The sequence below is a fragment of the Streptomyces sp. NBC_00385 genome (genome assembly GCF_035917155.1).
Classification (GTDB): Bacteria; Actinomycetota; Actinomycetes; order Streptomycetales; family Streptomycetaceae; genus Streptomyces; species Streptomyces poriferorum.
The window spans coordinates 6544635-6567706 of record NZ_CP107951.1 but is presented as its reverse complement, the minus strand read 5'-3'; the positions used below and the strand labels follow the sequence as shown (position 1 = coordinate 6567706).

The 23072-nt window shown below is 69.7% G+C and carries 17 protein-coding genes; 7 read left to right on the top strand and 10 right to left on the bottom strand.

All coding sequences use genetic code 11. The features are described 5' to 3' along the window. Positions 1-4 precede the first annotated feature (4 nt). Both OG959_RS29285 and OG959_RS29280 read right to left on the bottom strand, forming a co-directional pair. Positions 5-979 (bottom strand): ABC transporter ATP-binding protein, encoded by a 975-nt coding sequence (locus OG959_RS29285; RefSeq protein ID WP_326666676.1) that lies wholly within the window; start codon positions 977-979, stop codon positions 5-7. A gap of 154 nt (positions 980-1133) precedes the next feature. After that, positions 1134-2459 (bottom strand): NYN domain-containing protein, encoded by a 1326-nt coding sequence (locus OG959_RS29280; RefSeq protein ID WP_326663289.1) that lies wholly within the window; start codon positions 2457-2459, stop codon positions 1134-1136. Between the two features lie 260 nt (positions 2460-2719). On the opposite strand from OG959_RS29280, the gene OG959_RS29275 reads away from it, so the two are divergent. Further along, a complete protein-coding gene (locus OG959_RS29275) occupies positions 2720-2899 on the top strand; it encodes a hypothetical protein (RefSeq protein ID WP_148017758.1) in 180 nt (59 codons plus the stop codon). Between the two features lie 92 nt (positions 2900-2991). Here the strand turns inward: OG959_RS29275 and dnaE are convergent, their stop codons facing one another. Then, on the bottom strand, positions 2992-6531 hold the full coding sequence (dnaE, locus tag OG959_RS29270; RefSeq protein WP_326663287.1) for a DNA polymerase III subunit alpha: 3540 nt from the start codon (positions 6529-6531) through the stop codon (positions 2992-2994). A gap of 80 nt (positions 6532-6611) precedes the next feature. Continuing rightward, a complete protein-coding gene (locus OG959_RS29265) occupies positions 6612-8084 on the bottom strand; it encodes a recombinase family protein (RefSeq protein ID WP_326663286.1) in 1473 nt (490 codons plus the stop codon). 199 nt (positions 8085-8283) lie between these two features. Here OG959_RS29265 and OG959_RS29260 point away from each other — a divergent pair, with 199 nt between their 5' ends. The 4 genes from OG959_RS29260 (at position 8284) to OG959_RS29245 (ending at position 12630) form a co-directional block, all read left to right on the top strand. Further along, positions 8284-9612: a DUF2252 domain-containing protein gene (locus OG959_RS29260; protein WP_326663284.1), complete on the top strand. Its 1329-nt coding sequence runs from the start codon at positions 8284-8286 to the stop codon at positions 9610-9612. Positions 9613-9677: 65 nt separating this feature from the next. Further along, positions 9678-10409, top strand: coding sequence for a hypothetical protein (locus OG959_RS29255; RefSeq protein WP_326663282.1), 732 nt, complete (start codon positions 9678-9680; stop codon positions 10407-10409). A gap of 50 nt (positions 10410-10459) precedes the next feature. Further along, positions 10460-11275 (top strand): DsbA family protein, encoded by an 816-nt coding sequence (locus tag OG959_RS29250; protein WP_326663280.1) that lies wholly within the window; start codon positions 10460-10462, stop codon positions 11273-11275. A 392-nt stretch (positions 11276-11667) separates the two neighbouring features. Beyond that, the gene (locus tag OG959_RS29245; RefSeq protein ID WP_326663278.1) at positions 11668-12630 is read left to right on the top strand and encodes a zinc metalloprotease; all 963 of its coding nucleotides are present in this window, start codon (positions 11668-11670) and stop codon (positions 12628-12630) included. A gap of 60 nt (positions 12631-12690) precedes the next feature. Here the strand turns inward: OG959_RS29245 and OG959_RS29240 are convergent, their stop codons facing one another. Then, positions 12691-13269, bottom strand: a complete 579-nt coding sequence (locus OG959_RS29240) for a dienelactone hydrolase family protein (protein WP_148017752.1) — start codon at positions 13267-13269, stop codon at positions 12691-12693. A gap of 51 nt (positions 13270-13320) precedes the next feature. Here OG959_RS29240 and OG959_RS29235 point away from each other — a divergent pair, with 51 nt between their 5' ends. Continuing rightward, the gene (locus OG959_RS29235) at positions 13321-14445 is read left to right on the top strand and encodes a mechanosensitive ion channel family protein (protein WP_326666674.1); all 1125 of its coding nucleotides are present in this window, start codon (positions 13321-13323) and stop codon (positions 14443-14445) included. Positions 14446-14481: 36 nt separating this feature from the next. On the opposite strand, the gene OG959_RS29230 is transcribed toward OG959_RS29235, so the two are convergent. The 5 genes from OG959_RS29230 to OG959_RS29210 form a co-directional block, all read right to left on the bottom strand. Beyond that, positions 14482-16068, bottom strand: coding sequence for a Na+/H+ antiporter (locus OG959_RS29230; RefSeq protein ID WP_326663277.1), 1587 nt, complete (start codon positions 16066-16068; stop codon positions 14482-14484). A 138-nt stretch (positions 16069-16206) separates the two neighbouring features. Further along, positions 16207-16677, bottom strand: a complete 471-nt coding sequence (locus OG959_RS29225) for a GNAT family N-acetyltransferase (RefSeq protein WP_326663275.1) — start codon at positions 16675-16677, stop codon at positions 16207-16209. Then, positions 16674-17615: an RluA family pseudouridine synthase gene (locus tag OG959_RS29220; protein ID WP_326663274.1), complete on the bottom strand. Its 942-nt coding sequence runs from the start codon at positions 17613-17615 to the stop codon at positions 16674-16676. Before OG959_RS29220 ends, OG959_RS29225 begins: the two co-directional genes overlap by 4 nt. Positions 17616-17638: 23 nt before the next feature. Continuing rightward, positions 17639-18301, bottom strand: coding sequence for a signal peptidase II (gene lspA, locus OG959_RS29215; protein ID WP_326663272.1), 663 nt, complete (start codon positions 18299-18301; stop codon positions 17639-17641). Positions 18302-18358: 57 nt separating this feature from the next. After that, positions 18359-19195: a TraR/DksA family transcriptional regulator gene (locus OG959_RS29210; protein ID WP_326663270.1), complete on the bottom strand. Its 837-nt coding sequence runs from the start codon at positions 19193-19195 to the stop codon at positions 18359-18361. Between the two features lie 576 nt (positions 19196-19771). On the opposite strand from OG959_RS29210, the gene ileS reads away from it, so the two are divergent. After that, on the top strand, positions 19772-22921 hold the full coding sequence (ileS, locus tag OG959_RS29205) for an isoleucine--tRNA ligase (protein ID WP_326663268.1): 3150 nt from the start codon (positions 19772-19774) through the stop codon (positions 22919-22921). Positions 22922-23072 lie beyond the last annotated feature (151 nt).

Sequence of the window (23072 nt, the reverse complement as noted above, 5' to 3'; positions counted from 1 at the left end):
CGCGTCATGCCTTCACCAGTCCCTTGGCCGCGTCCCCGCCGAGCGCCAGATAGACGTCCTCCAGGCTGGGCGTCGCCAGGGTGAAGTCGTCGAGTGCGGCGAAGGCCGCGCCACCGGTCACGGCGGCGACCGCCGCGCGCGCCTCGTCGGGCCCGAGCCGCAGCACCCAGCGGCGCCCGGACTCCTGCGCGGACGCCCGGAGCGCGGCGACCTCGGGCACGTCCAGCGGCGCCCGCTCGCGCCACATCAGCTCCACCCGGACCTCGCCCGCGACCCGTTCCTTGAGCCCGGCCGGGGTGTCGCAGGCGATGACCTTGCCGCGTTCCATGACGGCGACGCGGTCGAGGACGGTCTCGGCCTCGATGACGTTGTGGGTGACCAGCAGCACGGTGGCACCGCGTTCGGCGCGCCGCCGGTCGACGGCGGCCCAGACGGCACGCCGCGCGACGGGGTCCATGCCGGTCGTGGGCTCGTCGAGGATGAGTACCGGCCGCTCCCCTACCAGCGCGGCCGCGACACAGGCGAGCCGTCGCTGGCCGCCGGAGAGCTTCTTCAGGGGACGGCCGGCGAGTTCGCCGAGGCCGAGCTCGCCGAGCACCGCGTCGCGTTCGGCACGTGCCTCGCGCACCGGCAGGCCGCGCAGCCGTCCGGTGGTCTCGGCGGCGAGCCCGACGGTCAGCTCGTCGAGCGCGGTCGACTCCTGCCCGAGGTAGCCGATCAGCCGGGAGGCCCGTTCCGGGTGGCGGACGAGGTCGTGGCCCAGCATGTCGACGCTGCCCGAGTCGGGCCGCATCAGTCCGGTGAGCTGTCGTACGAGGGTGGATTTGCCGGCACCGTTGGGGCCGAGCAGGCCGAAGATCTCGCCGCGCCGGATGTCCAGGCTGACGCCGTCGGTGGCACGCACCTCGGGTGTGGCGGGGGTGCCGCGCCGGCCCCGGGCCGCGGGGTAGGTCTTGACCAGATCACGCACCGCGCACACGGTGCCGTTCGCCGACTGCGCCTGTGCTGTGCCCGTACTCACGAGGTACGAGGGTACGGGGTCCGGGCACCCGCATTACGCCCGGGGCCGCACCGATCGGACATCAACGCCGCAAAGAGCGACCGGGTTGAGTGCCTCGGGTACCGATGCGGGCTCAGTCCCCGGACGACGCCGCATGCCCGGGTTTCCCGGCAGCGGAAGCCGGCGTGGGGTGCTTCTCGCCCGCCGGGGGATGCTCCGCCGCGGCCCGTACGTCGATCTCGCGCCAGAATCCCGCCCGGATCGCGTACCGGTCGTGCTCGTCGATCTGGTCGTCCTTGTGGGCGAGCAGCCCGAAGCGGGCGGCGTACCGCAGGAGTTCGCCGTCGATGCGGTGCGGGATGCGGGGGTACATCGTGGACAGCTTCTGCAGGTGGACGGTCTCCGGCAGGCGTTCCATCCAGCGCCGGGCGAAGACCTGGCCCACTTCGAAGGGGTCGCCGCCGACCGTGGTGATGTCCTCCTCCCGGTCCGCCCAGCGCTGCTCGGCGCTGGTGAGCTGGGCGAGCGTGGGCAGCGAGGCGGTTTCGGGCGGTTCGCCGAGGGGGCCGCCGCGCTCCACCCAGCCCCGGTCGGAGGACCAGCGCAGGGTCGCGCCGCCGGGCGGCGGGGCGGGGTGCTGGCGGTCGGCCTGGGCGGGGCCGCGCAGGGTGCCGGCGAGGTCCTTCGGGGTGGGGACGCCCCGGCTGCCGTGGCCGTGCGCGCTGTGGCCGGTGCCCTCGTCGGGCGGCGCGGCCGTCCCGTTGTGGGCGGCGGCTTCGGCCTGGGCCTGGGAGGCCCGCTCGGCGGAAGCCGCGAGGGCCGCCTCGGGCAGGGGCGCGGAGAGGATCGCGGCGATCTCGGGATTGCGCGGGGCGGGCGGCGGGGCGCACGGGCCGCCGGTCTCCTTGGCCTGTACGGCCCGGGTGATCCAGGCCCGGTCCAGCACGCGCCGCTCGTCGGCCTCGGCGACCAGGTCCTCGGACTGGTTGTAGTCGCCGTCGGCGGCCTGGACGGCCCAGAGGTGGACGGCGACGCCGTGCTCCTTGGCGGACATCAGGCCCGGCAGCAGATCCCCGTCGCCGGTCACCAGGACGACGTCCGAGCAGGCCCGGTTCCTGGCGAGTTCGGTGAGTTCGGCGTGCATCGCCGCGTCGACGCCCTTCTGCGCCCACCGCCCGTCACTGCGCGTCAGGGCGCCCAGCCGGACCGTCACCCGCGGCATGACGCGCAGTCTGCGGTGTTCGGGCTGCGGTACGCGGTCGGGGGCGCCGTCGAACCAGTAGATCCGCAGCAGGGGCTGTTCCGTATCGGCTTCGGCCCGCTCCCGCAGGCCCTGGATCAGGGCCGCGTGGTCGACGGTGATGCGGGAACGGGCGGGCTCTCCGGCCAGCAGACTCGCGGCTGCGCCCAGCAAGTAGCCGGCGTCCACCAGGACGACGCAACGGTCCACGCGTTCCACCCTCTTCCAGGAATTCGGGAACGGGTCCAGCGGGTCCGGTCTCGGCTGAAGGCACGGATCCGCTTACTCAGGGTTTCCTTCGAGTCTGCCCGACCGCGCGAGGGTTGACGGCCGGAACTCGATCATCGGCGTGGCGGATCCGGAAAACGGCGCATCATACCCCCTCGCTACGCACGGTAATGATCCAACATGCGGGGTTTATCCGATTATGTGAATCTGACAGCGGTCCTGGCCCCGAGAGTCCTTATAGGAGGAACACCATGGCCAAGAACAAGAACCGCAAGCAGGGCAGCCAGCAGGATCGCGCCTCCGAGTCGGAGCGCGGTGCGCAGGAGGCACGTTCCACGGCTTTCGAGTCGCAGAACCAGCCCCAGGCACAGTCCCAGGGCAGCCCTGCCGATGTTGCGCGTAAGCATCAGCGGCGCTTCGGCCACAACTGACCGGACTCCTCCGGTACGGCCACAGGCCGGTAGCCGGGAGGGGCGCACCCGCTGTCGCGGGGCGCCCCTCCCGTGCGTGTACGGACGATCGCTCAGCCGGCCAGGCAGGACGGGCCGAGCAGCACCTTCAGGTCGCCGAAGAGCGCCGGGTCGGCCTTCACCCGGTGCCGGTCGAGCCGGAGGACCGTGGTCTTGCGGGGGCCCTGGAGCCTGATCCGCACCTCGGTGTCGCCCCGGTGGCTGTTGAGCACCTCGCCGAGCCGGCTGACCATGGGCGGGGTGATCTTGACGGTGGGGATCGTCAGGACCACGGGGGCGTTGGTGCCCGCGTTCGAGATGTCGGGGACCTGCATCTCCATGGCGACCAGCCGGGGCACGTCCTCGCGCTTGTCAAGCCGCCCCTTGACGAAGACGACGGTGTCCTCGACGAGCTGGGTGGAGACCAGCTGGTAGGTGGCCGGGAAGAACATGCACTCGATCGAACCGGCCAGGTCCTCGACGGTGGCGATGGCCCAGGCGTTGCCCTGCTTGGTCATCTTGCGCTGGAGGCCGGAGATGATGCCGCCGATGGTGACGATCGCGCCGTCGCTGTGCTCGCCGCCGGTGAGCTGCGAGATCGCCGCGTCGGACTTGTCGCTCAGCACGTGCTCGATGCCGAAGAGCGGATGGTCGGAGACGTAGAGCCCGAGCATCTCGCGCTCCTGGGCCAGCAGGTAGGACTTCTCCCACTCGATGTCGGAGAACTCCACGTCGAGCCCGAAGCCCGGCTCGTCGCTGTCCTCCTCACCGCCGCCGAAGAGGTCGAACTGCCCCTCGGCCTCCTTGCGCTTGACCTGCACCACGTTGTCGATCATGGGCTCGTGGTGGGCGACGAGGCCCTTGCGGGTGTGGCCCATCTCGTCGAAGGCGCCGGCCTTGATGAGCGACTCCACGGTCCGCTTGTTGCAGACGACGGCCTCGACCTTGTCGAGGAAGTCCGGGAAGCTGCTGTACTTCCCCTTCGCCTTGCGGCACCGGATGATCGAGTCGACGACGTTCTGGCCGACGTTACGGATGGCCGTCAACCCGAAGAGGATGACGTCGTCGCCCTGTGCGGCGAAGTTCGACTCCGACTCGTTGACGTTCGGCGGGAGCACCTTGATGCCCATGCGGCGGCACTCGTTGAGGTAGACCGCCGACTTGTCCTTGTCGTCCTTGACCGAGGTGAGCAGCGCCGCCATGTACTCGGCGGGGTAGTTCGCCTTCAGGTATCCGGTCCAGTAGGTGACCAGGCCGTACGCGGAGGAGTGCGCCTTGTTGAAGGCGTATCCGGCGAACGGGACCAGCACGTCCCACAGCGCCTTGATCGCGGCGTCGGAGAAGCCGTTCTTCTTGGCGCCGGCCTCGAACAGGACGAAGTTCTTCGCCAGCTCGTCGGCCTTCTTCTTGCCCATCACGCGGCGCAGGATGTCGGCCTCGCCGAGCGAGTACCCGGCGACGATCTGGGCGGCCTTCTGCACCTGCTCCTGGTACACGATCAGGCCGTAGGTGAGGCCGAGGACCTCCTTGAGCGGCTCCTCCAGCTCCGGGTGGATCGGAGTGATCTCCTGGCGGGCGTTCTTGCGCTCGGCGTAGTTCGTGTGCGAGTTCATGCCCATCGGTCCCGGCCGGTACAGGGCCGAGACGGCGGAGATGTCCTCGAAGTTGTCGGGCTGCATCTGGCGCAGCAGGGAGCGCATCGGCCCGCCGTCGAACTGGAACACGCCGAGCGTGTCGCCCCGGCAGAGCAGTTCGTACGTCTTGGGGTCGTCCAGCGGCAGGGCGAGCATCTCCAGGTCGATGCCCTTGTTGGCCTTCACCATCTTGATGGCGTCGTCCATGATCGTCAGGTTGCGCAGGCCCAGGAAGTCCATCTTGAGCAGGCCGAGCGACTCGCACTGGGGGTAGTCCCACTGGGTGATCGTCACGCCGTCGGTGTGCCGCACCCAGATCGGCGCGTGGTCGACGATCGGCTCGCTGGACATGATGACGCCCGCGGCGTGCACGCCCATCTGCCGGACCAGGCCCTCGACGCCCTTGGCGGTGTCGATGACCTTCTGGACGTCCGGCTCGTTCTCGTACATCCCCCGGATCTCGCCGGCCTCGCTGTAGCGCGGGTGCTTGGGGTCCGTGATGCCGTTGAGGTCGATGCCCTTGCCGAGGACGTCGGCGGGCATGGCCTTGGTGAGCCGGTCGCCCATCGCGTACGGGTAGCCGAGGACGCGGGCCGAGTCCTTGATCGCGTTCTTGGCCTTGATCTTGCCGTAGGTGCCGATCATGGCGACCTTGTCGGCGCCGTACTTCTCGGTGACGTACCTGATCACCTCGACGCGCCTGCGCTCGTCGAAGTCGATGTCGACATCGGGCATGGAGACGCGCTCGGGGTTGAGGAAGCGCTCGAAGATCAGTCCGTGCTCGATCGGGTCGAGGTCGGTGATGCCCATCGCGTACGAGACGATCGAACCGGCGGCGGAGCCTCGGCCGGGGCCGACCGCGATGCCGTTGTTCTTGGCCCACATGATGAAGTCGGCGACGACCAGGAAGTACCCCGGGAACCCCATCTGGATGATGATGTCCATCTCGTACTCGACCTGCTTCTGCCGGTCCTCGGGGACCCCGCCCGGGAAGCGGCGGTTCATCCCGACCCGGACCTCCTCCTGGAACCAGGTGATCTCCGTGAAGCCGTCCGGGATGTCGAACTTCGGCATCAGGTCGCGCTTCTCGAACATCCCGGTGGTGTCGATCTGCTGCGCGACCAGCAGGGTGTTGGCGCAGCCCTCCTGCCAGGCGTCCGAGGAGTCGACGGCGTACATCTCGTCCGTCGTCTTGAGGTAGTAGCCGGTGCCGTCGAAGCGGAAGCGGTCCGGGTCGGAGAGGTTCTTGCCGGTCTGGATGCAGAGCAGCGCATCGTGCGCGGTCGCCTCGCTGGCGTAGGTGTAGTGCGAGTCGTTCGTCACGAGCGGCGGGATGTTCAGCTTCTTGCCGATTTCGAGGAGCCCGTCACGGACCCGGCGCTCGATCTCGATGCCGTGGTCCATCAGCTCCAGGAAGTACTTGCCCTCGCCGAAGATGTCCTTGTAGTCGGAGGCCGCCTGGACGGCCTCGTCGAACTGTCCGAGCCGCAGCCGGGTCTGCACCTCGCCCGAGGGGCACCCGGTGGACGCGATCAGGCCCTCGGACCACTGGGAGATGGTCTCCTTGTCCATGCGCGGCCACTTCTGGAGCCAGCCCTCGGCGTAGGCGTCGGAGGACAGCTTGAAGAGGTTGTGCAGCCCCTTGGCGTTCGACGCCCAGATCGTCTTGTGGGTGTAACCACCCGAACCGGAGACGTCGTCCCGCTTCTGGTGCGGCTGGCCCCACTGGATCTTCCGCTTGTGCTTGCGCGACTCCGGAGCGACGTACGCCTCGATGCCGATGATCGGTGTCACATTCGCCTTGGCGGCCGAATGGAAGAAGTCGTACGCGCCGTGCAGGTTGCCGTGGTCCGTCATCGCGATATGGGACATGCCCATGTCGTTGCAGGCCTCGAACATGTCCTTGAGCCGCGCGGCACCGTCCAGCAGCGAGTACTGGGTGTGGACGTGAAGGTGCGTGAAAGGCGGCTTGGACGACACAGTTTTCTGACCTCCGGGCGGGCACAGCGGATGAGGGGCAACGTCGGAGTCTACGTCGCGAGCGACGCTTGAGGTCCGGCTCACCTCGGTACAACCCGATCAAAATCGGCAAGGTCGCCGAGGTCACAAACGCAGCGTGCGGATGCCTGCACACGTGCGCGTGGGCGTGGCGGGGCGCTCACCACCGCACGCACCCGGCAACCGATCAGATAGCTGCCGCGTTCTTCCGGCGACCAGCGGTCCCACGCTTCCCACATCGGCTGGGCCGCCGCTCGAACCTCCCAGCCGCCGGAGATCCTGGGCTGCCGCTCGCACTCCTCAAGCCGGGACGACGCCATTCTGTACTCATGACGGAAGACCTTCACCGCTTCGGGAGTGCTGAACATTCCAGACCGGCGATCGTCCAGCAACTCGGCCAGATAGGTACGCAGGCGCTTGATCTCGTCGCCGAGATACATGTCAGGGCGGTAGGTGTGCTCAACCACACGAGCTTGCCGCAATCGCTCCCGAAGCTCGCCGACGAGCCACGTCTCCAGGAGGTCGCCCTTGATACTCACTCCCCGATGAGGTTCAGCGAGCGGCCCCAGGCACCTGAACGTCTCGGATCCGGAGGACTCCGACCGCTTCATGTTCCGTCCGCACACCCCGCAGGTGACAACCCCGTGCAGCCAGTGGGACGGCCGATTCGGTCGCCGTGGCCTGTATCGGGTCTCAATATTCTGCGCGATGCGCGCGAACTCCGCCTCGGTCACCACGGGCGGCCAGAATTCCACCGGTCCTTTCTCTCCACAGATCACCTTCCCCGTTCGATGCTCGATCCTGCGCCCGAGGAGCGTCTGCGACGTCATGACGATCTTGATCGACTTGTGCGTCCAGGCTGACGGCACAGGATCGGCTCGCGTGGAGTTGTGGACTCGCGGCGCGGGAACCCCCCGCGCCTGAAGGTCCGCAGCGATCCGTGTGGGGGCCTCACCCGCAAGAATGCGTTCGGCTATCTCACGGACCACGGGTTCCGCCCGTTCGTCCCGGACGAGAATCTTGCCGCTTCCTGCCGGATTCAGCACCGGCCGAAGCCCGTACGGCACCCGCCCGCCCGCCCAGCGGCCGGACTTCCTGAGATGACTTTGGGACGACACCGTCCTCTCCCGTCCCAGCTCTCTTTCGAACTGAGCGAACGAGGCCAGGACATTCGCGGCGAACCGCCCGTGCGAGGTTGACATGTCCCAACCGTCCTCGACAGTCACAAGACGCACGCCGGCACCACCACACGCATCCACCACAGACGAAAAATGGAGCAGCGATCGCGCAATGCGGTCTGCCCTCCAGGTCAACAGCACGTCGTAGTGCGACAAAGACGCGCAGAGCTCCCGTAGCGCGGGACGCTCTCCCGGCGGCTCGCTGCCGGACACGTCGCAGTCCTGGAAGACCCGCAGCACCGCCCAACCCTGACGCTCCGCGTAGGCCCTGCACGATGCTTCCTGCCTGGCCAGGGACGTACTCGACTCCGTAGAGCGCGACAGCCTGACATAGACCACTGCACGTAAGGCGTCCATGGTGTCCTCCTGCGATCGTTCAATGCACTCGCCTATGAGATTTCAGGAAGCTCGGTACATTCAGGGAAGACTTTCAGGCGCTTCACCCGATCCAGTGACGCCTGCTGGGCATCAGGCTGGGCACGGATCCGGGGGGTCCAGCGTTCTCAGCAGTGGCAGACAGAACGACCCCGGCAGCAACCCAGGAAGCAGGCCAGCAATGGGCAGTACCTTCGACGCCGCAACCGCAGAGCGCGAAGAGCAGATCCTCACGGTCTTCGAGACGGCTTTCGGTGCCCTTCTGGCCGCTGATCCAACAGCTTTTCGGGTGAAGTTCCGAAAGATGGCCGCATCTGCCTTCGCGTTCTACCGGGGCACTGCCTGCCTGTACTACAGCGACCTGGCCTCGGCGAGGACTCAGGACCCGTTCCTGGACGAGCGGACCAGCCGGGTGTGGGTGCATGGCGATCTGCATGCGGAAAACTTCGGAACGTACATGGACGCCAACGGCCGACTGGTTTTCAACGTCAACGACTTCGATGAAGCCTTTGTAGCCCCCTTCACCTGGGACCTCAAGCGCTTCGCCGCCTCCGTCGCCCTGATCGGCTACGCGAAGGCCCTGGGCGACGACCAGATCACCGAGCTCGTCCGGGTCTACGCCGCCGCCTACCGCGAGCGGATCCACGCGCTGGCGACGGGCGCGAAGAACGACGAGGTGCCACCGTTCACCCTGGACACCGCCGACGGCCCTCTGCTGGGCGCCCTGCGCGTCGCCCGGTCGCTGACCCGGTTCTCGCTGCTGGACTCGATGACCGAGATCCGTGACTTCGAGCGCAGGTTCGCGGAGGGCGGCGGCTCGATCGACCTCGACGCGGCGACGCGCTACAAGGTCCTCGCCGCGTTCGACGGCTATCTGGAGACGCTGCCGGACTCGAGCCTGACCCGCCCGGACTCGTACCGCGTCAAGGACGTCGTCGGCAGGCGCGGGATCGGCATCGGATCGGCCGGGCTGCCCTCGTACAACATCCTTCTGGAGGGCAACAGCGACGCCCTGGAGAACGATGTCGTGATCTACCTCAAGCAGGCCCAGACGCCCGCGGTCTCCCGGCACATCACGGACGCGGCGGTGCGGAGCTACTTCCAGCACGAGGGGCACCGCACGGTGATCTCGCAGCGCGCGCTCCAGGCGCACGCCGACCCGTGGCTGGGCTGGACCGAGCTGGACGGGGCCGGTCAGCTGGTCGCCGAGGTCTCGCCGTACGCGGTCGACCTGGACTGGTCCGACATCGACGAGCCCGAGGAGATCGCGGCGGTGGTCGCCGACCTCGGCCGGGCCACGGCCACGATGCACTCCGCCGCGGACGACGAGAGCGGCCACTCGCTGGTGCCGTTCTCCACCGAGCGGGCGATCGACGCGGCGATCGCGGCGGACGAGGAGGGCTTCGGGGACCTGCTGGTGGACTTCGCCCACAGCTACGGGGCCCGGGCGCGCGCGGACCACCAGATCTTCGTGGACCTCTTCCGCAACGGCCGCATCCCGGGGCTGTAAGCCTTCCCACAGTGCCCAGGCCCTTTAGGGCTGGCTTACAGGTTCACATGCGACACTCCCTGACGATGGATATCTCCGGGACGCAGCTCAGAGTCGTACGCGCGGCGCTTTTCACAGCGCTCGTCGTGACGCTCTCCGCTGCCTCCCACGTGCTGCTCTCCCGGGTCCCGCTGCCGCTGACCCTCGTCGCCGTGCTGGCCGGCGCCGTCTTCGCGACGGCCTACGCGCTGGCCGGCCGGGAGCGTGGTTTCGGGGCCATCGCCGGACTGCTGGTGCCGCTGGAGCTGGCCGCCGACACCGTCTTCACCACCGGCCAGCACCTCTGTTACGGAGCGGCCGGCGGGCCGATCGCCGGACCGCTGCGGTCGGTCGGCGTCGACGTGCTGTGCGGCGGCGGTGACGTCGGGAGAGGCACGGCGGGGCTCGGCGGTGTCGGTGAGATGGGCACCCCGCTGGCCTCGGTGACGGCGGGCGGTCACGGCGCCGCCTCGCTGCTCGCGTCGCCCGGCCCCCTGGTGCCGTGGCTGCTGCTGGCCGCGCATGTGACGGTCGGGCTGCTCGCCGCCGCCTGGCTGCACCGCGGCGAGCTGGCGCTCGCCGGGCTGCTGGGCGCGTTCGCGCTGCTGGCGTTCCGGCCGCTGCTGATCGCGGTGGCCGTGGCGGGGGCGGTCCGCCGCTCCGCACGCGGCGAGGTCCCCGCCGCCGGTCCCGGCCCGCATCTGCTCGCGCACGTCCGCCTCCTGGTGCACTCCGTGGGACGGAGGGGACCGCCGCGCTCGGCCTGCGCCACCGCCTGAGCACGCAAGTCCCTGACGACGCACGACCACGCACCCACGGAGAACCGATCATGAGCAAGCGCAACAGCCAGGCCAACAAGTCCGCCGCCCGCGAGCGGCTGCGCGAGGAGCGCGAGCGCCAGGCCAAGAAGGACAAGACCCGCCGGCAGGTGGTCGTCGCCGTCTCGGTCGTCGCCGCCCTCGCGATCATCGGAGGCGGCGCCTACGGCGTGATGCAGCTGAACAAGCCCGGCCACTGGGACGAGGCCAGTGACGCCAAGAGCGTCACCGCGCCGAAGAACACCTCGGGCGAGAACGGCACGACCGTGGTGGTCGGCAAGTCGACCGCCAAGAAGACCCTGGAGCTGTACGAGGACTCCCGCTGCCCGATCTGTGCCACGTTCGAGCAGACGGTCGGTGAGACCGTCCACAAGGACGTCGACGCCGGCAAGTACAAGGTCAAGTACGTCGGCGCCACGTTCATCGACAACAGCGACAACGGCGAGGGCTCGAAGAACGCGCTGAGCGCCCTGGGCGCCGCGCTGAACGTGAGCCCCGAGGCCTTCCTCGACTACAAGTACGCCCTCTACTCCGCGAAGTACCACCCGCAGGAGACGGAGGACAAGTTCAAGGACGACTCGTACCTGATCAAGGTCGCCGACACGGTCGACGCGCTGAAGGGCAATGACGCCTTCCAGAAGAACGTCAAGGACGGCACGTACGACGCCTGGGCGATGAAGATGTCCGCCGCCTTCGACAAGAGCGGTGTCCAGGGCACGCCCACGCTGAAGATGGACGGCAAGGCGCTGACCGGCTCGGACAAGCAGAACGCACCGATGACGGTGGCGGACTTCAACACCGCGATCACCGCCGCGCTGAAGGGCTGATCCGCCCGGTCCCGGGCGAACGGGCAGGTGAACCCACGGGGTTCACCTGCCCGTTCGCGTACGCCGAGCACACCGACCGTCCGGATCCGGCCACCGCGGGCCGTGTTGACGGCGGATGACAGCACCGTGTCGGGCGGCGTCCCGGACGGATCCAATGCGGACACACCGGCCACCGGGACGACCCGGTAGATGACGCCCGTCTCCCAAACTCCGGAGCGGGCAGAAGATTTTCTTCCCGTTGTGCCGATTCGCACCCTGAATGATTGGGCCGGATCGATTCTCCCGCACATATGACATGCCCACGTAATTTCCCCGGCGGCGGGTGAGGAAATCCCTCCCCCACACATCCGCTAGGAGACCCTGTGCGCACTCTTGCCCGTATATCCCCGCGTATGCGCCACCGTGCGATCGGCACCGCCGTCCTGGCCGGAACCCTGGCCCTGGCACCTCTCACCGTCTCCTCCGGCGCCACCGCCGCTACCGGCAAGGCCGCCTCGGCCACCTCGGCCGAGGCCTGCGCCGACGCCCCGGCCGGCGCCACCGCCCGCCAGTCCCGCCCCTCGGGCCCGCAGCACGCCGCGGACCCCAACGAGCTCACCACCTCCCAGGCCGCCGCACTCGACAAGCAGCTGAAGCAGAGAGTCGCCGAGCGCCGGGTCACCGGCTCCACACTCGCGGCCGGCGCGACCGTCCCCGTCTACTTCCACGTCATCCACTCCGGTACCACGGGCAAGCTCACCGCGGGTGCCATCAGCAGCCAGATGAGCGTGCTGAACGCGGCGTACAGCGGCCAGGGCACCGGCAACACCCCCACCGGCTTCCAGTTCTCCCTGGCGGGCACCGACTACACGGACAACGCCTCCTGGTACAACGTCTCCTCCGGCTCGTCGGCCGAGAGGGCCATGAAGACGGCCCTGCGCAAGGGCGGCAAGAACGCGCTCAACGTCTACACCGCCAACCTGGGCGGCGGACTGCTCGGCTGGGCGACCTTCCCGAGCTCCTACAGCTCCAGCCCGTCCATGGACGGCGTGGTGATCCTGGACGCCTCGCTGCCGGGCGGCTCGGCCTCCAACTACGACGAGGGCGACACCGCGACGCACGAGGTCGGCCACTGGATGGGGCTCTACCACACGTTCCAGGGCGGCTGTAACGGCAACGGCGACTACGTCTCCGACACCCCCGCGGAGAAGACCGCCGCGTTCGAGTGCCCGACCGGGCGCGACACCTGCACCAACAAGACCGGCGTCGACCCGATCCACAACTTCATGGACTACACGTACGACTCCTGCATGTACCAGTTCACCGCGGGCCAGGTGCAGCGGATGAGCGACAGCTGGACCGCGTACCGCGGCTGATCCCGCTCCGTAGCGCCCGAAGGGCCCCGCGCCGCTACCCGCGCGGGGCCCCTCCCGTGCTCACAGGGTGGCGAGGAAGCCGATCGCGACCTTCCACGCCAGCTCGGCGGACGCCTGGTCGAAGTCCGGCAGCTCGGCGTCGGTGAACAGGTGCCCCGCACCGGGGTACCGGTAGACCTCGACGTCCGCGCCGGTCCGCTGCATCTGCAGATACCAGGAGTTCAGCCAGTCGTGCGTCTCGAACGGGTCCGGGTCGGCGACGTGCAGTTGGACGGGCAGCTCGTCCACCGAGGCGTTCTCGGCGATGTCCGATGTGCCGTGGAACAGCAGCAGCCCGCGCGCCTTCGCATCCCCGAGCGCCAGCGTCTGGGCGACGGACGCGCCGAGCGAGAAGCCCACGTAGACCAGCCCGCGGTCGGAGTAGGGCGCCGCGGCCAGCACGGCCCGCTTCAGCAGCTCCTCCTTGCCCGTCTCCTCCTTGAAGGCGAGCCCCTCCTCGACGGATTCGAAGGTGTGTCCCGCGAAGAGATCGGGCACGTGCACCTCATGCCCGGCGGCGCGCAACCGGTCGGCGGCCGCGTGCACCGCGGGGCGCAGACCGTACGTCGAGTGGAAAAGCATGATGTTCATGAGCCCCATGGTGCCATTCAAGAAGGGCCGGGCTAAGTCGAGAGCATGGAGAGCGACAGCATGGAGAACGTACTGCGCCCGCTGATCGTCCTCGGCGGTACCGCCGTGATCACGCTGGTGGCGGGCTGGCTGCTCGACCTGCTGCTCAGGCGTGCCGACGGCCGGCACCACGAGACACCGCTGTGGGGTCTGCTGCGGCAGTGCCGGATCCCGTTCCAGCTGACGCTGGGCACGGCGCTGCTGCGGGCCACGTACCCTCACACCCGGCTCGACGTGGTCCGGGACCACAGGACGGGCATCGGGCAGGTGCTGACGCTGGTCCTGATCGGGGCGTCGGCCTGGCTGGTGGTGCGGATCGCCGTGGCGGTGGTGGACTCGGTGTACGCGCGCTACGCGGCGAACACCCGCGATCCGGCGCGGGTGCGCCGGGTACGGACCCAGGTGACGCTGATCCAGCGCGTGGTCATCGCGATCGTGACGACGGTCGCCGTCGCCGCGATGCTCCTGACGTTCCCCGCCATGCAGACCGTCGGCACGTCGATGCTGGCCTCGGCGGGTGTCCTCGGCATCGTCGCGGGTGTCGCCGCCCAGTCCACGCTCGGCAATCTCTTCGCGGGCCTGCAGATCGCCTTCGGCGACATGGTGCGGATCGGCGACACGGTGGTGGTGGACGGCGAATGGGGCACGATCGAGGAGATCACGCTGACCTTCCTCGCGGTCCGGACCTGGGACGAGCGGCGGATCACGATGCCGGTCTCGTACTTCACCAGCAAGCCCTTCGAGAACTGGTCGCGCGGGGGGATCCAGATGACCGGCTCGGTCTTCTTCCACCTCGACCACGCGGCGCCGGTCGCCGCCATGCGCGAGCAGCTGCGGGACATCCTGGGCGAGTGCGCCGCGTGGGACGGCCGGGACTGGTCGCTGGCGGTCACCGACACCACCCCCTCCACGATCGTGGTGCGCGCGGTGGTCACGGCGAAGGACGCGGACGACATCTGGACGGTGCGCTGCGCGGTCCGCGAACAGCTGATCGGCTGGCTGCGCGACCACCATCCGTACGCGCTGCCGCGGATCGCCACGGCCCCCGCGGCGCTGCCGCCGGGCGACGCGTGGCCGACCGCGGACGGCGACATGGACGAGAAGCCGGCGGGCTGGGGCAGGGCGCCGCGCACCGGCCGCGGCTGACCTCCCGGACGCCGAAGCGGACGCAGAAGCGGACGGTCAGCGCAGGCTGCGTACGTCCAGCTGCCGCAGCACCCGGTCGACCACCTCGGGGTCCGCACCGGCCTCGCTGCGCGCGGAGAGCACAGCGTGGCGGGCGGCCGACATCATCTCGCGCTGGATCCGGCTGACCGCCTTGAACCGCTCGGTACGCCGGGCGTACGCCTCACGCCGCTCCTCGTCGACCATGTCGGGGCTGATCCGCGCACCGACGTCATAGGCCAGTCGCTGGAGGCGTTCCACGACGTCCTCGGGGAACTCCTCGACCTCCTGGATCTCCTTGAGCCGCTGCTTGGCCGCCTTGGCGGCACGGATCGCGAGGTCCCGCTCCAGTGCGGCTTCGGCGTCCACGTCCGCCCGCACCCCCAGCCGCCGCACCAGCCAGGGAAGTGTGAGGCCCTGGAAGACGAGGGTGACCATGATCACGGCGAAGGCGATGAAGACGATCTCGTCGCGGCCCGGGAACGGCTTCCCGTCGTCCGTCTTCAGCGGGATGGCGAGCGCGAGGGCGACCGAGGCCACGCCGCGCATCCCGGCCCACCACATGATCACGGTCTCCCGCCAGCCGGTGGGGATGTCCTCGCTGAAGTCGCGGCGGGTGTGCAGCCGCTTGGCCAGCCAGGTCGCGGGGAGCAGATAGAGCAGCCGAACACCTACGACGACGGCGACGACGGCGAGCGACCAGCCGGCCAACTCCAGTCGGCGGCCGTCGGCGGTCCCGAAGACGTTGTGCAGTTCGAGGCCGATCAGTCCGAAGGCGACACCGGTGACGAGTGTGTCGACGATCTCCCAGAAGGTACGGCCGGTGAGCCGGCCCAGGACGTCGTCGGCGTCGGCGGTGTGCTCGGCGAGGAAGAGCGCGGTGGTCAGGACCGCGAGCACACCGGAGCCCATCAGCTCCTCGGCGAGCACGTAGCTGACGAACGGCACCAGCAGCGTGAGTCCGACCTGGAGGGTGGCATCGCCCAGCAGGCCCATGAGTTTGATGGTGAGCCAGCCGAGCGCGGCGCCCACCGCCACGGCGACGACGGCGGACAGGACCAGCAGCCCGAACGCCTCGGGCAGCGAGAAGGTGCCGCTGACCGCCGCGGCGATCGCCACGTGGTAGAGCACGATCGCGGTCACGTCGTTGAACAGCCCCTCGCCCTCCAGGATCGAGATGAGCCTGCGGGGCAGTCCGACCGATCCGGCGACGGCGGTGGCCGCGACCGGGTCGGGCGGGGCGACGAGCGCACCGAGCGCGACGGCCGCGGCGAGGGGCAGTCCGGGGATGACCGCGTTGGCCACGGCGGCGACGGCCGCCGTCGTGAGGAAGACAAGGGCGACGGCCAGCAGGAAGATCGGCCGTTTGTTGGCGGCGAACTGCCGCCAGGAGGTGCGCTGCACGGAGGCGTAGAGCAGGGGCGGCAGCAACGCGGGAAGAATGATCTCCGGCGGGATGTCCACGTTCGGTACGAAGCTGAGGAAGGCCATCACGACCCCCACGAGGGTCATCAGCACCGGCGCCGGAAGCCTGAGCCGGTCCCCCAGCGGCACGGTGACCACGGCTCCGAGCAACAACAGGAGCAGCAGGGTCATTTGGTCCACGAGGTGCCTTCCGGAGCGCGCCGAACCGGCCTCGGTGACCGGCCGGCCTGGGGCCCAAGCCTGCCATGCAGGCCTCACAATCCGGACAACGGCCCCACTGCGGACCCCGCGGGCCCGGAGTGATCCGGGCGGGAGGCCCTACGCGTCCACGGTGCGGCGCATCGCCCGGTGCGGGATGCCCGCGTCCGGGAACTCGGGGCCGTAGGCCGCGTACCCGAGCCGCTCGTAGAAGCCGAGCGCATGGGTCTGGGCGTGCAGGTCGACGGCGGACAGGCCGAGTGCGCGGGCGGCGTCCTCGATGGCCCGCACCAGCGCCGCTCCGACGCCGAGACCGCGCGCTGCCTTGCTCACGGCGAGCCGGCCGAGCGAGCCGACGGCCGGATCGCCGCCGTTCTTCGCGGCCGCGGCCGGGCCGTGCAACAGCCGGCCGGTGCCGAGCGCCGTGCCGTCCGCGGCGACGGCGATGACGTGCACCGCGTCGGCGTCGTAGGCGTCGTACTCGATCTCCTCGGGCACGTTCTGCTCGCCGACGAAGACGTCCTTGCGGATCCGGAAGCAGGCGGCACGGTCCTGCTCATCGGTGACCGTGCGGGTGGTGTAGGAGGTCATTCGCTCTCGGCCGCGATCCTGTCGAGGGCCTGCTTGAGGTCGTCGGGGTAGGTGCTGGAGAACTCCACCCAGCTGCCGTCCGAGGGGTGCTCGAAGCCGAGCCGGACCGCGTGCAGCCACTGCCGGGTCAGTCCCAGCCGCTTGGCCATGGTCGGGTCGGCACCGTAGGTCAGGTCGCCGACGCAGGGGTGGCGGTGGGCGGACATGTGCACCCGGATCTGGTGGGTGCGGCCCGTCTCCAGCTTGATGTCCAGGAGGCTGGCGGCGCGGTACGCCTCGATCAGGTCGTAGTGCGTCACGGAGGGCTTGCCCTCGGCCACGACGGCCCACTTGTAGTCGTGGGTGGGGTGGCGTCCGATGGGGGCGTCGATGGTGCCGCTCATCGGGTCCGGGTGGCCCTGGACCAGCGCGTGGTACTTCTTCTCGACGACCCGGTCGCGGAACTGCGCCTTCAGCAGGGTGTAGGCGCGCTCGGACTTGGCGACGACCATCAGGCCGGAGGTGCCGACGTCGAGCCGGTGCACGATGCCCTGGCGCTCGGCCGCGCCGGAGGTCGAGATCCGGTACCCGGCCGCGGCGAGACCGCCGATGACGGTGGTGCCGGTCCAGCCGGGGCTGGGGTGCGCGGCGACGCCGACCGGCTTCATGATCACGACGATGTCGTCGTCGTCGTGGACGATCTCCATGCCCTCGACGGGCTCGGCGACGACCTGTACCGGAGCGGGAGCCTGCGGCATCTCCACTTCCAGCCAGGCGCCGCCCCGCACCCGTTCGGACTTCCCGACCACCGAACCGTCCACCTGCACCTTCCCGGCGGCGGCCAGCTCTGCGGCCTTGGTGCGGGAGAACCCGAACATGCGGGAGATGGCGGCGTCGACGCGCTCGCCTTCCAGGCCATCGGGTACGGGCAGGGTTCGGATCTCGGGTTGCGTACTCACCTGTCGAGTATGCCTTGCATGGCCTAGTCCTTGTGCACGGTGCCGTCGGGGTCCAGGCCCTTGAAGGACAGCAGCACGATCAGGATGCCTCCGCAGACGATCGCGGAGTCCGCCAGGTTGAAGACGGCGAAGTGCGCGGGGGCGATGAAGTCCACCACCGCGCCCTCGAAGACGCCGGGCGCGCGGAAGATGCGGTCGGTGAGGTTGCCGAGCGCCCCGCCGAGCAGCAGACCGAGCGCGATCGCCCACGGCAGGCTGTACAGCTTGCGCGCGAGGCGGGCGATCACCACGATGACGGTCGCCGCGATGATGGTGAAGATGATCGTGAAGGCCTCACCGAGGCCGAACGCGGCGCCCGCGTTCCGGATCGCGTCGAGCCTGAGCCAGTCGCCGAAGATCTCGATCGGCTCCTGGTGCTCCAGTTTCGCCACCACGAGCATCTTGCTGCCCAGGTCGAGCAGGTAGGCGAGGACGGCGACGGAGAAGAGCAGGATGATCCGGCGCCGGCGTGTGGCCGGCGACCGGTCGACCGTCGCTTGCCCGTCCTCGGCGTCCGCGGCGTCCTGTCCGGCCGGCTCGGCGGTCTCCGGGGACACGTTCCCGTCCGCCTGCTCCGGCCCGGCTCCTTCGTGTCCCTCAGCCTCAGGGATGTCCGGCGTACCGATGATGCGCTCCGCCTCTGCCACGTGAGTCCCTCAACCTAGTTCCCGACTGAGGACGAGGGTACGACACACGGGTGGCGATCAGCCGCGTCGCTCCTGCTTCTGTTTGTCCTCGACACAGAGGGTGGCCCGGGGGAACGCCTGCATCCGCGCCTTGCCGATCGGATTGCCGCAGATCTCACAGAGTCCGTACGTGCCCGCGTCGAGCCGGGCCAGTGCCCGTTCGGTCTGCTCCAGCATCTCCTGGGCGTTGGCGGCGAGCGACATCTCGTGCTCGCGGGTGATGTTCTTGGTGCCGGTGTCCGCCTCGTCGTCACCCGCCCCGTCGCCCGAGTCCCGCATCAGCCCGGCCAGCGCCAGGCCCGAAGCCTCCAGCTCGTTGCGCAGCCGGGTGATCTCGCCGGTCAGCTCGGTGCGCGCGGCCGCGACCTCCTCCGGCGTCCAGGGGTCCTCTCCCGGCCGTACGGCCAGCTCTCCCGGGGCCGTCGCCACCCGTGCCGGGGGCACGGGTGCGGTGCTCGACCCGGCCGGCCGGGTCCTGGCCGCGCTCTTCTTGGCTACCACCGTGTGGGCTCCCGTCTGCTCGGCGGCCTCGGCCGCCCCCGTGGCCGCGTCGGCGGCCTTGTTCGAAGCCTTCTCGGCCGTGGTCTTCCCGGCCGCCGTCTTCTTCGCTGCGGTCTTCTTCGCCGTCGCCTTCTTGGCCGTCGTCGTCCTGACGGCCTTCTTGACGGCCTTCTTCGTGGTCTTCTTCGTGGTCGTGGCGGCCGCGGTGGTCTGCGCGGCCGTGTGCTCCGGCCCGGTCAGCGCGTCCACGTCCGACGCGCTCTCCCGGCCGGTCTCTCCCGTCGTCTCCCCGGCTGCCGCGCCCGTGGATCTCGCCGACGCCGTCTTGTCTGCGGCAGTCTTCTTCGCCACCATGGCCGCGGCCCCTTCACACATTGTGATCTTGCTCGCGAGTCGTGCTGGGACGATAAGTCGACCCCAGCCCCGCGGCAACGGGGCACGCCGCCGCATCGCCCCTCCCCGTGTCCGGATCACCGCTCGCCTGAAACCGTTGTGCCCAGCTCCCCGCCCGGTAATCCGCCTTCCGGCCGCCCGCCGGGCACCGCCGCGACCCGGTGCGCCGCGTCTGGCCATTCGGGTCACGCCGAGGACTCCGGAAATCCGGTCGGCCGCCGCCCCCTGCGGCCCGTACACTGGCCTCAGCGAGAGGCATGGATGGGACGAGTAGCGTCGTACGCAGCCCAGAGCGACCCGGGGACGGTGGAAGCCCGGGGGCGAGCGCGCCGTGAAGATCACCCCGGAGCCGCCGGAAGAAAGCTCGGGACAGTGGGCCCCACCCACGGGCCCAGGGCCAGTAGAACCGGCATCGCACCCCAATGAGGGGGCCACGGGCGGCACGCCCGGGGCCAAGGAGGGTGGTACCGCGGGATCCGGCAACGGTTCTCGTCCCTCCGACGGAAGTGGAAAACGTCCGCCGGAGGAAGCCCGCACATGACATCGCCGCAGTACCGCCAGGTACCCGCCCAGGTCGACCTGCCCGCGCTGGAGCACGCCGTGCTCGACTTCTGGCGCGAGAACAAGGTCTTCAGCCAGAGCCTCGAACAGTCCGAGGGCCGCCCCGAGTGGGTCTTCTACGAGGGCCCGCCGACCGCCAACGGCATGCCCGGCGCCCACCACATCGAGGCCCGCGTCTTCAAGGACGTCTTCCCGCGCTTCCGCACCATGCAGGGCTACCACGTCGGCCGGAAGGCCGGCTGGGACTGTCACGGTCTGCCGGTCGAGCTCGCGGTCGAGAAGGAACTCGGCTTCAACGGCAAGAAGGACATCGAGGCGTACGGCATCGCCGAGTTCAACGCCAAGTGCCGTGAGTCCGTGACCCGGCACACCGACGCGTTCACCGAGCTCACGACCCGTATGGGCTACTGGGTCGACCTCGATGACGCGTACCGCACGATGGACCCCGAGTACGTCGAGTCCGTCTGGTGGTCCCTGAAGGAGATCTTCAACAAGGGCCTGCTCACCCAGGACCACCGTGTCGCCCCGTGGTGCCCGCGCTGCGGTACCGGGCTCTCCGACCACGAGCTGGCCCAGGGGTACGAGACGGTCGTCGACCCCTCGGTGTTCGTACGCTTCCCGCTGACCTCCGGCCCGCTGGCCGGCGAGGCGGCCCTCCTGATCTGGACGACGACCCCCTGGACCCTCGTCTCGAACACGGCGGTGGCCGCGCACCCCGAGGTCGAGTACGTCGTCGCCACGAACGGCGAGGAGAACCTCGTCGTGGCCCGTCCGCTCGTCGAGAAGGCGCTCGGCGAGGGCTGGGAGCTCACCGGTCAGTCCTTCACCGGCCGCGAGATGGAGCGCTGGACCTACGAGCGCCCGTTCGGCCTGGTCGACTTCCCGGCGCCCGCCCACTACGTCGTCAACGCCGAGTACGTGACGACCGAGGACGGTACGGGTCTGGTCCACCAGTCCCCCGCCTTCGGCGCCGACGACCTTCTGGTCTGCAAGGCGTACGGGCTGCCGGTGGTCAACCCGGTCCGCCCCGACGGCACCTTCGAGGAGGACGTGCCGCTGGTCGGCGGCGTCTTCTTCAAGAAGGCCGACGAGACGCTCACCGAGGACCTGGCCGCCCGCGGCAAGCTCTTCCGCCACGTCCCGTACGAGCACAGCTACCCGCACTGCTGGCGCTGCCACACCGCGCTGCTCTACTACGCGCAGCCGTCCTGGTACATCCGCACGACCGCGGTCAAGGACCGGCTCCTCGAAGAGAACGAGAAGACCAACTGGTTCCCCGAGTCGGTCAAGAACGGCCGCTTCGGAGACTGGCTGAACAACAACGTCGACTGGGCCCTGTCCCGCAACCGCTACTGGGGCACACCGCTGCCGATCTGGCGCTGCGAGGACGACCACCTCACCTGCGTCGGCTCGCGCGCCGAGCTCACCGAGCTCACCGGAACCGACCTGTCCGGCCTGGACCCGCACCGGCCGTTCATCGACGAGATCACGTTCACCTGCTCCCACGAGAGCTGCCGGCTGGAGGCGTACCGCGTCCCCGAGGTCATCGACGCCTGGTACGACTCGGGCTCGATGCCGTTCGCACAGTGGGGCTACCCGCACAAGAACAAGGAGATCTTCGAGAGCCGCTACCCGGCGCAGTTCATCTCGGAGGCCATCGACCAGACGCGCGGGTGGTTCTACACGCTGATGGCGGTCGGCACGCTGGTCTTCGACAAGTCGTCCTACGAGAACGTGGTGTGCCTGGGCCACATCCTCGCCGAGGACGGCCGGAAGATGTCCAAGCACCTGGGCAACACCCTTGAGCCGGTCCCGTTGATGGACCAGCACGGCGCCGACGCGGTCCGCTGGTTCATGGCGGCGGGCGGCTCCCCGTGGGCGGCGCGCCGCGTCGGCCACGGCACGATCCAGGAGGTCGTCCGCAAGACGCTCCTCACGTACTGGAACACGGTCGCCTTCCAGGCCCTGTACGCCCGCACGTCGGAGTGGGCTCCCTCGGCCGCCGACCCGGCACCCGCCGACCGCACGGTCCTGGACCGCTGGCTGCTGAGTGAGCTGGGCACCCTGGTCGACCAGGTCACCCAGGCGCTGGAGGGTTACGACACCCAGCGTGCCGGCAAGCTGCTGTCCGCGTTCGTCGACGACCTGTCCAACTGGTACGTACGCCGCTCCCGCCGCCGCTTCTGGCAGGGCGACAAGGCGGCGCTGCGGACCCTGCACGACGTCGTCGAGACGGTCACCCGGCTGATGGCCCCACTGACCCCGTTCATCACGGAGCGGGTCTGGCAGGACCTCGTCGCCCCGGTCACCCTGGACGCCCCCGCCTCGGTGCACCTCTCCACCTGGCCGAAGGCTGACCTGTCGGCGATCGACCCGAGCCTGTCCACTCAGATGGCCCTGGTCCGCCGCCTGGTCGAGCTGGGACGCGCCACGCGTGCCGAGTCGGGCGTCAAGACCCGCCAGCCGCTCCTCCGCGCCCTGGTCGCGGCCTCGGGCTTCGAGGCCCTCTCCCCCGAGCTGCACGGCCAGATCACGGAGGAGCTGAACGTCTCCTCGCTGGCTTCCCTGTCCGAGGTGGGCGGCTCGCTGGTCGACACGACGGCCAAGGCGAACTTCCGCGCTCTCGGCAAGCGGTTCGGCAAGGGCGTCCAGGCCGTGGCGAAGGCGGTCGCGAACGCGGACGCGGCGGCGCTGTCGCTCGCCCTGCGCGAGGGCACGGCGTCGGTGGAGGTCGACGGGGAGCTGATCACCCTGGCCCCCGACGAGGTCATCATCACGGAGACCCCGCGCGAGGGCTGGTCGGTCGCGTCCGACTCGGGCGCGACGGTCGCCCTGGACCTGGAGATCACCCCGGAGCTGCGGCGCGCGGGCCTGGCCCGTGACGCGATCCGCCTGATCCAGGAGGCGCGCAAGAACAGCGGCCTGGACGTGGCGGACCGCATCGCCGTCCGCTGGACGTCCACCTCGCCCGCGACGGCCGAGGCCCTGACCGAGCACGCGTCGCTCATCGCGGACGAGGTCCTGGCCCTGGACTACGCCGAGGGCGAGGCGGACCCGGCGTACGGCGAGCCCTTCGAGGACGAGGGCCTGGCCCTGACGTTCCGCCTCCGCAAGGCGCAGCGGTAACCAGCAGCATGAGAGGGGCCCGGCCGGACACGCTCCGGCCGGGCCCCTCTGCCGTTCCCCTGGCCGGCGAACTCAAGCCCCTCCGGCGATTGAGGAGCGGGGGGCCGGGGGCGGAGCCCCGGCTACGGTCCCCGCCCACGGCAAAGGGCCG

Coding starts and splice junctions, on each gene's coding strand:
- OG959_RS29275 (WP_148017758.1), top strand. CDS start 2,720: ATGGCCAAGAACAAGAACCGCAAGCAGGGCAGCCAGCAGGATCGCGCC.
- OG959_RS29265 (WP_326663286.1), bottom strand. CDS start 8,084: ATGGACGCCTTACGTGCAGTGGTCTATGTCAGGCTGTCGCGCTCTACG.
- OG959_RS29260 (WP_326663284.1), top strand. CDS start 8,284: ATGGGCAGTACCTTCGACGCCGCAACCGCAGAGCGCGAAGAGCAGATC.
- OG959_RS29255 (WP_326663282.1), top strand. CDS start 9,678: ATGGATATCTCCGGGACGCAGCTCAGAGTCGTACGCGCGGCGCTTTTC.
- OG959_RS29250 (WP_326663280.1), top strand. CDS start 10,460: ATGAGCAAGCGCAACAGCCAGGCCAACAAGTCCGCCGCCCGCGAGCGG.
- OG959_RS29245 (WP_326663278.1), top strand. CDS start 11,668: ATGCGCCACCGTGCGATCGGCACCGCCGTCCTGGCCGGAACCCTGGCC.
- OG959_RS29240 (WP_148017752.1), bottom strand. CDS start 13,269: ATGGGGCTCATGAACATCATGCTTTTCCACTCGACGTACGGTCTGCGC.
- OG959_RS29235 (WP_326666674.1), top strand. CDS start 13,321: ATGGAGAACGTACTGCGCCCGCTGATCGTCCTCGGCGGTACCGCCGTG.
- OG959_RS29225 (WP_326663275.1), bottom strand. CDS start 16,677: ATGACCTCCTACACCACCCGCACGGTCACCGATGAGCAGGACCGTGCC.
- OG959_RS29210 (WP_326663270.1), bottom strand. CDS start 19,195: ATGGTGGCGAAGAAGACTGCCGCAGACAAGACGGCGTCGGCGAGATCC.
- ileS (WP_326663268.1), top strand. CDS start 19,772: ATGACATCGCCGCAGTACCGCCAGGTACCCGCCCAGGTCGACCTGCCC.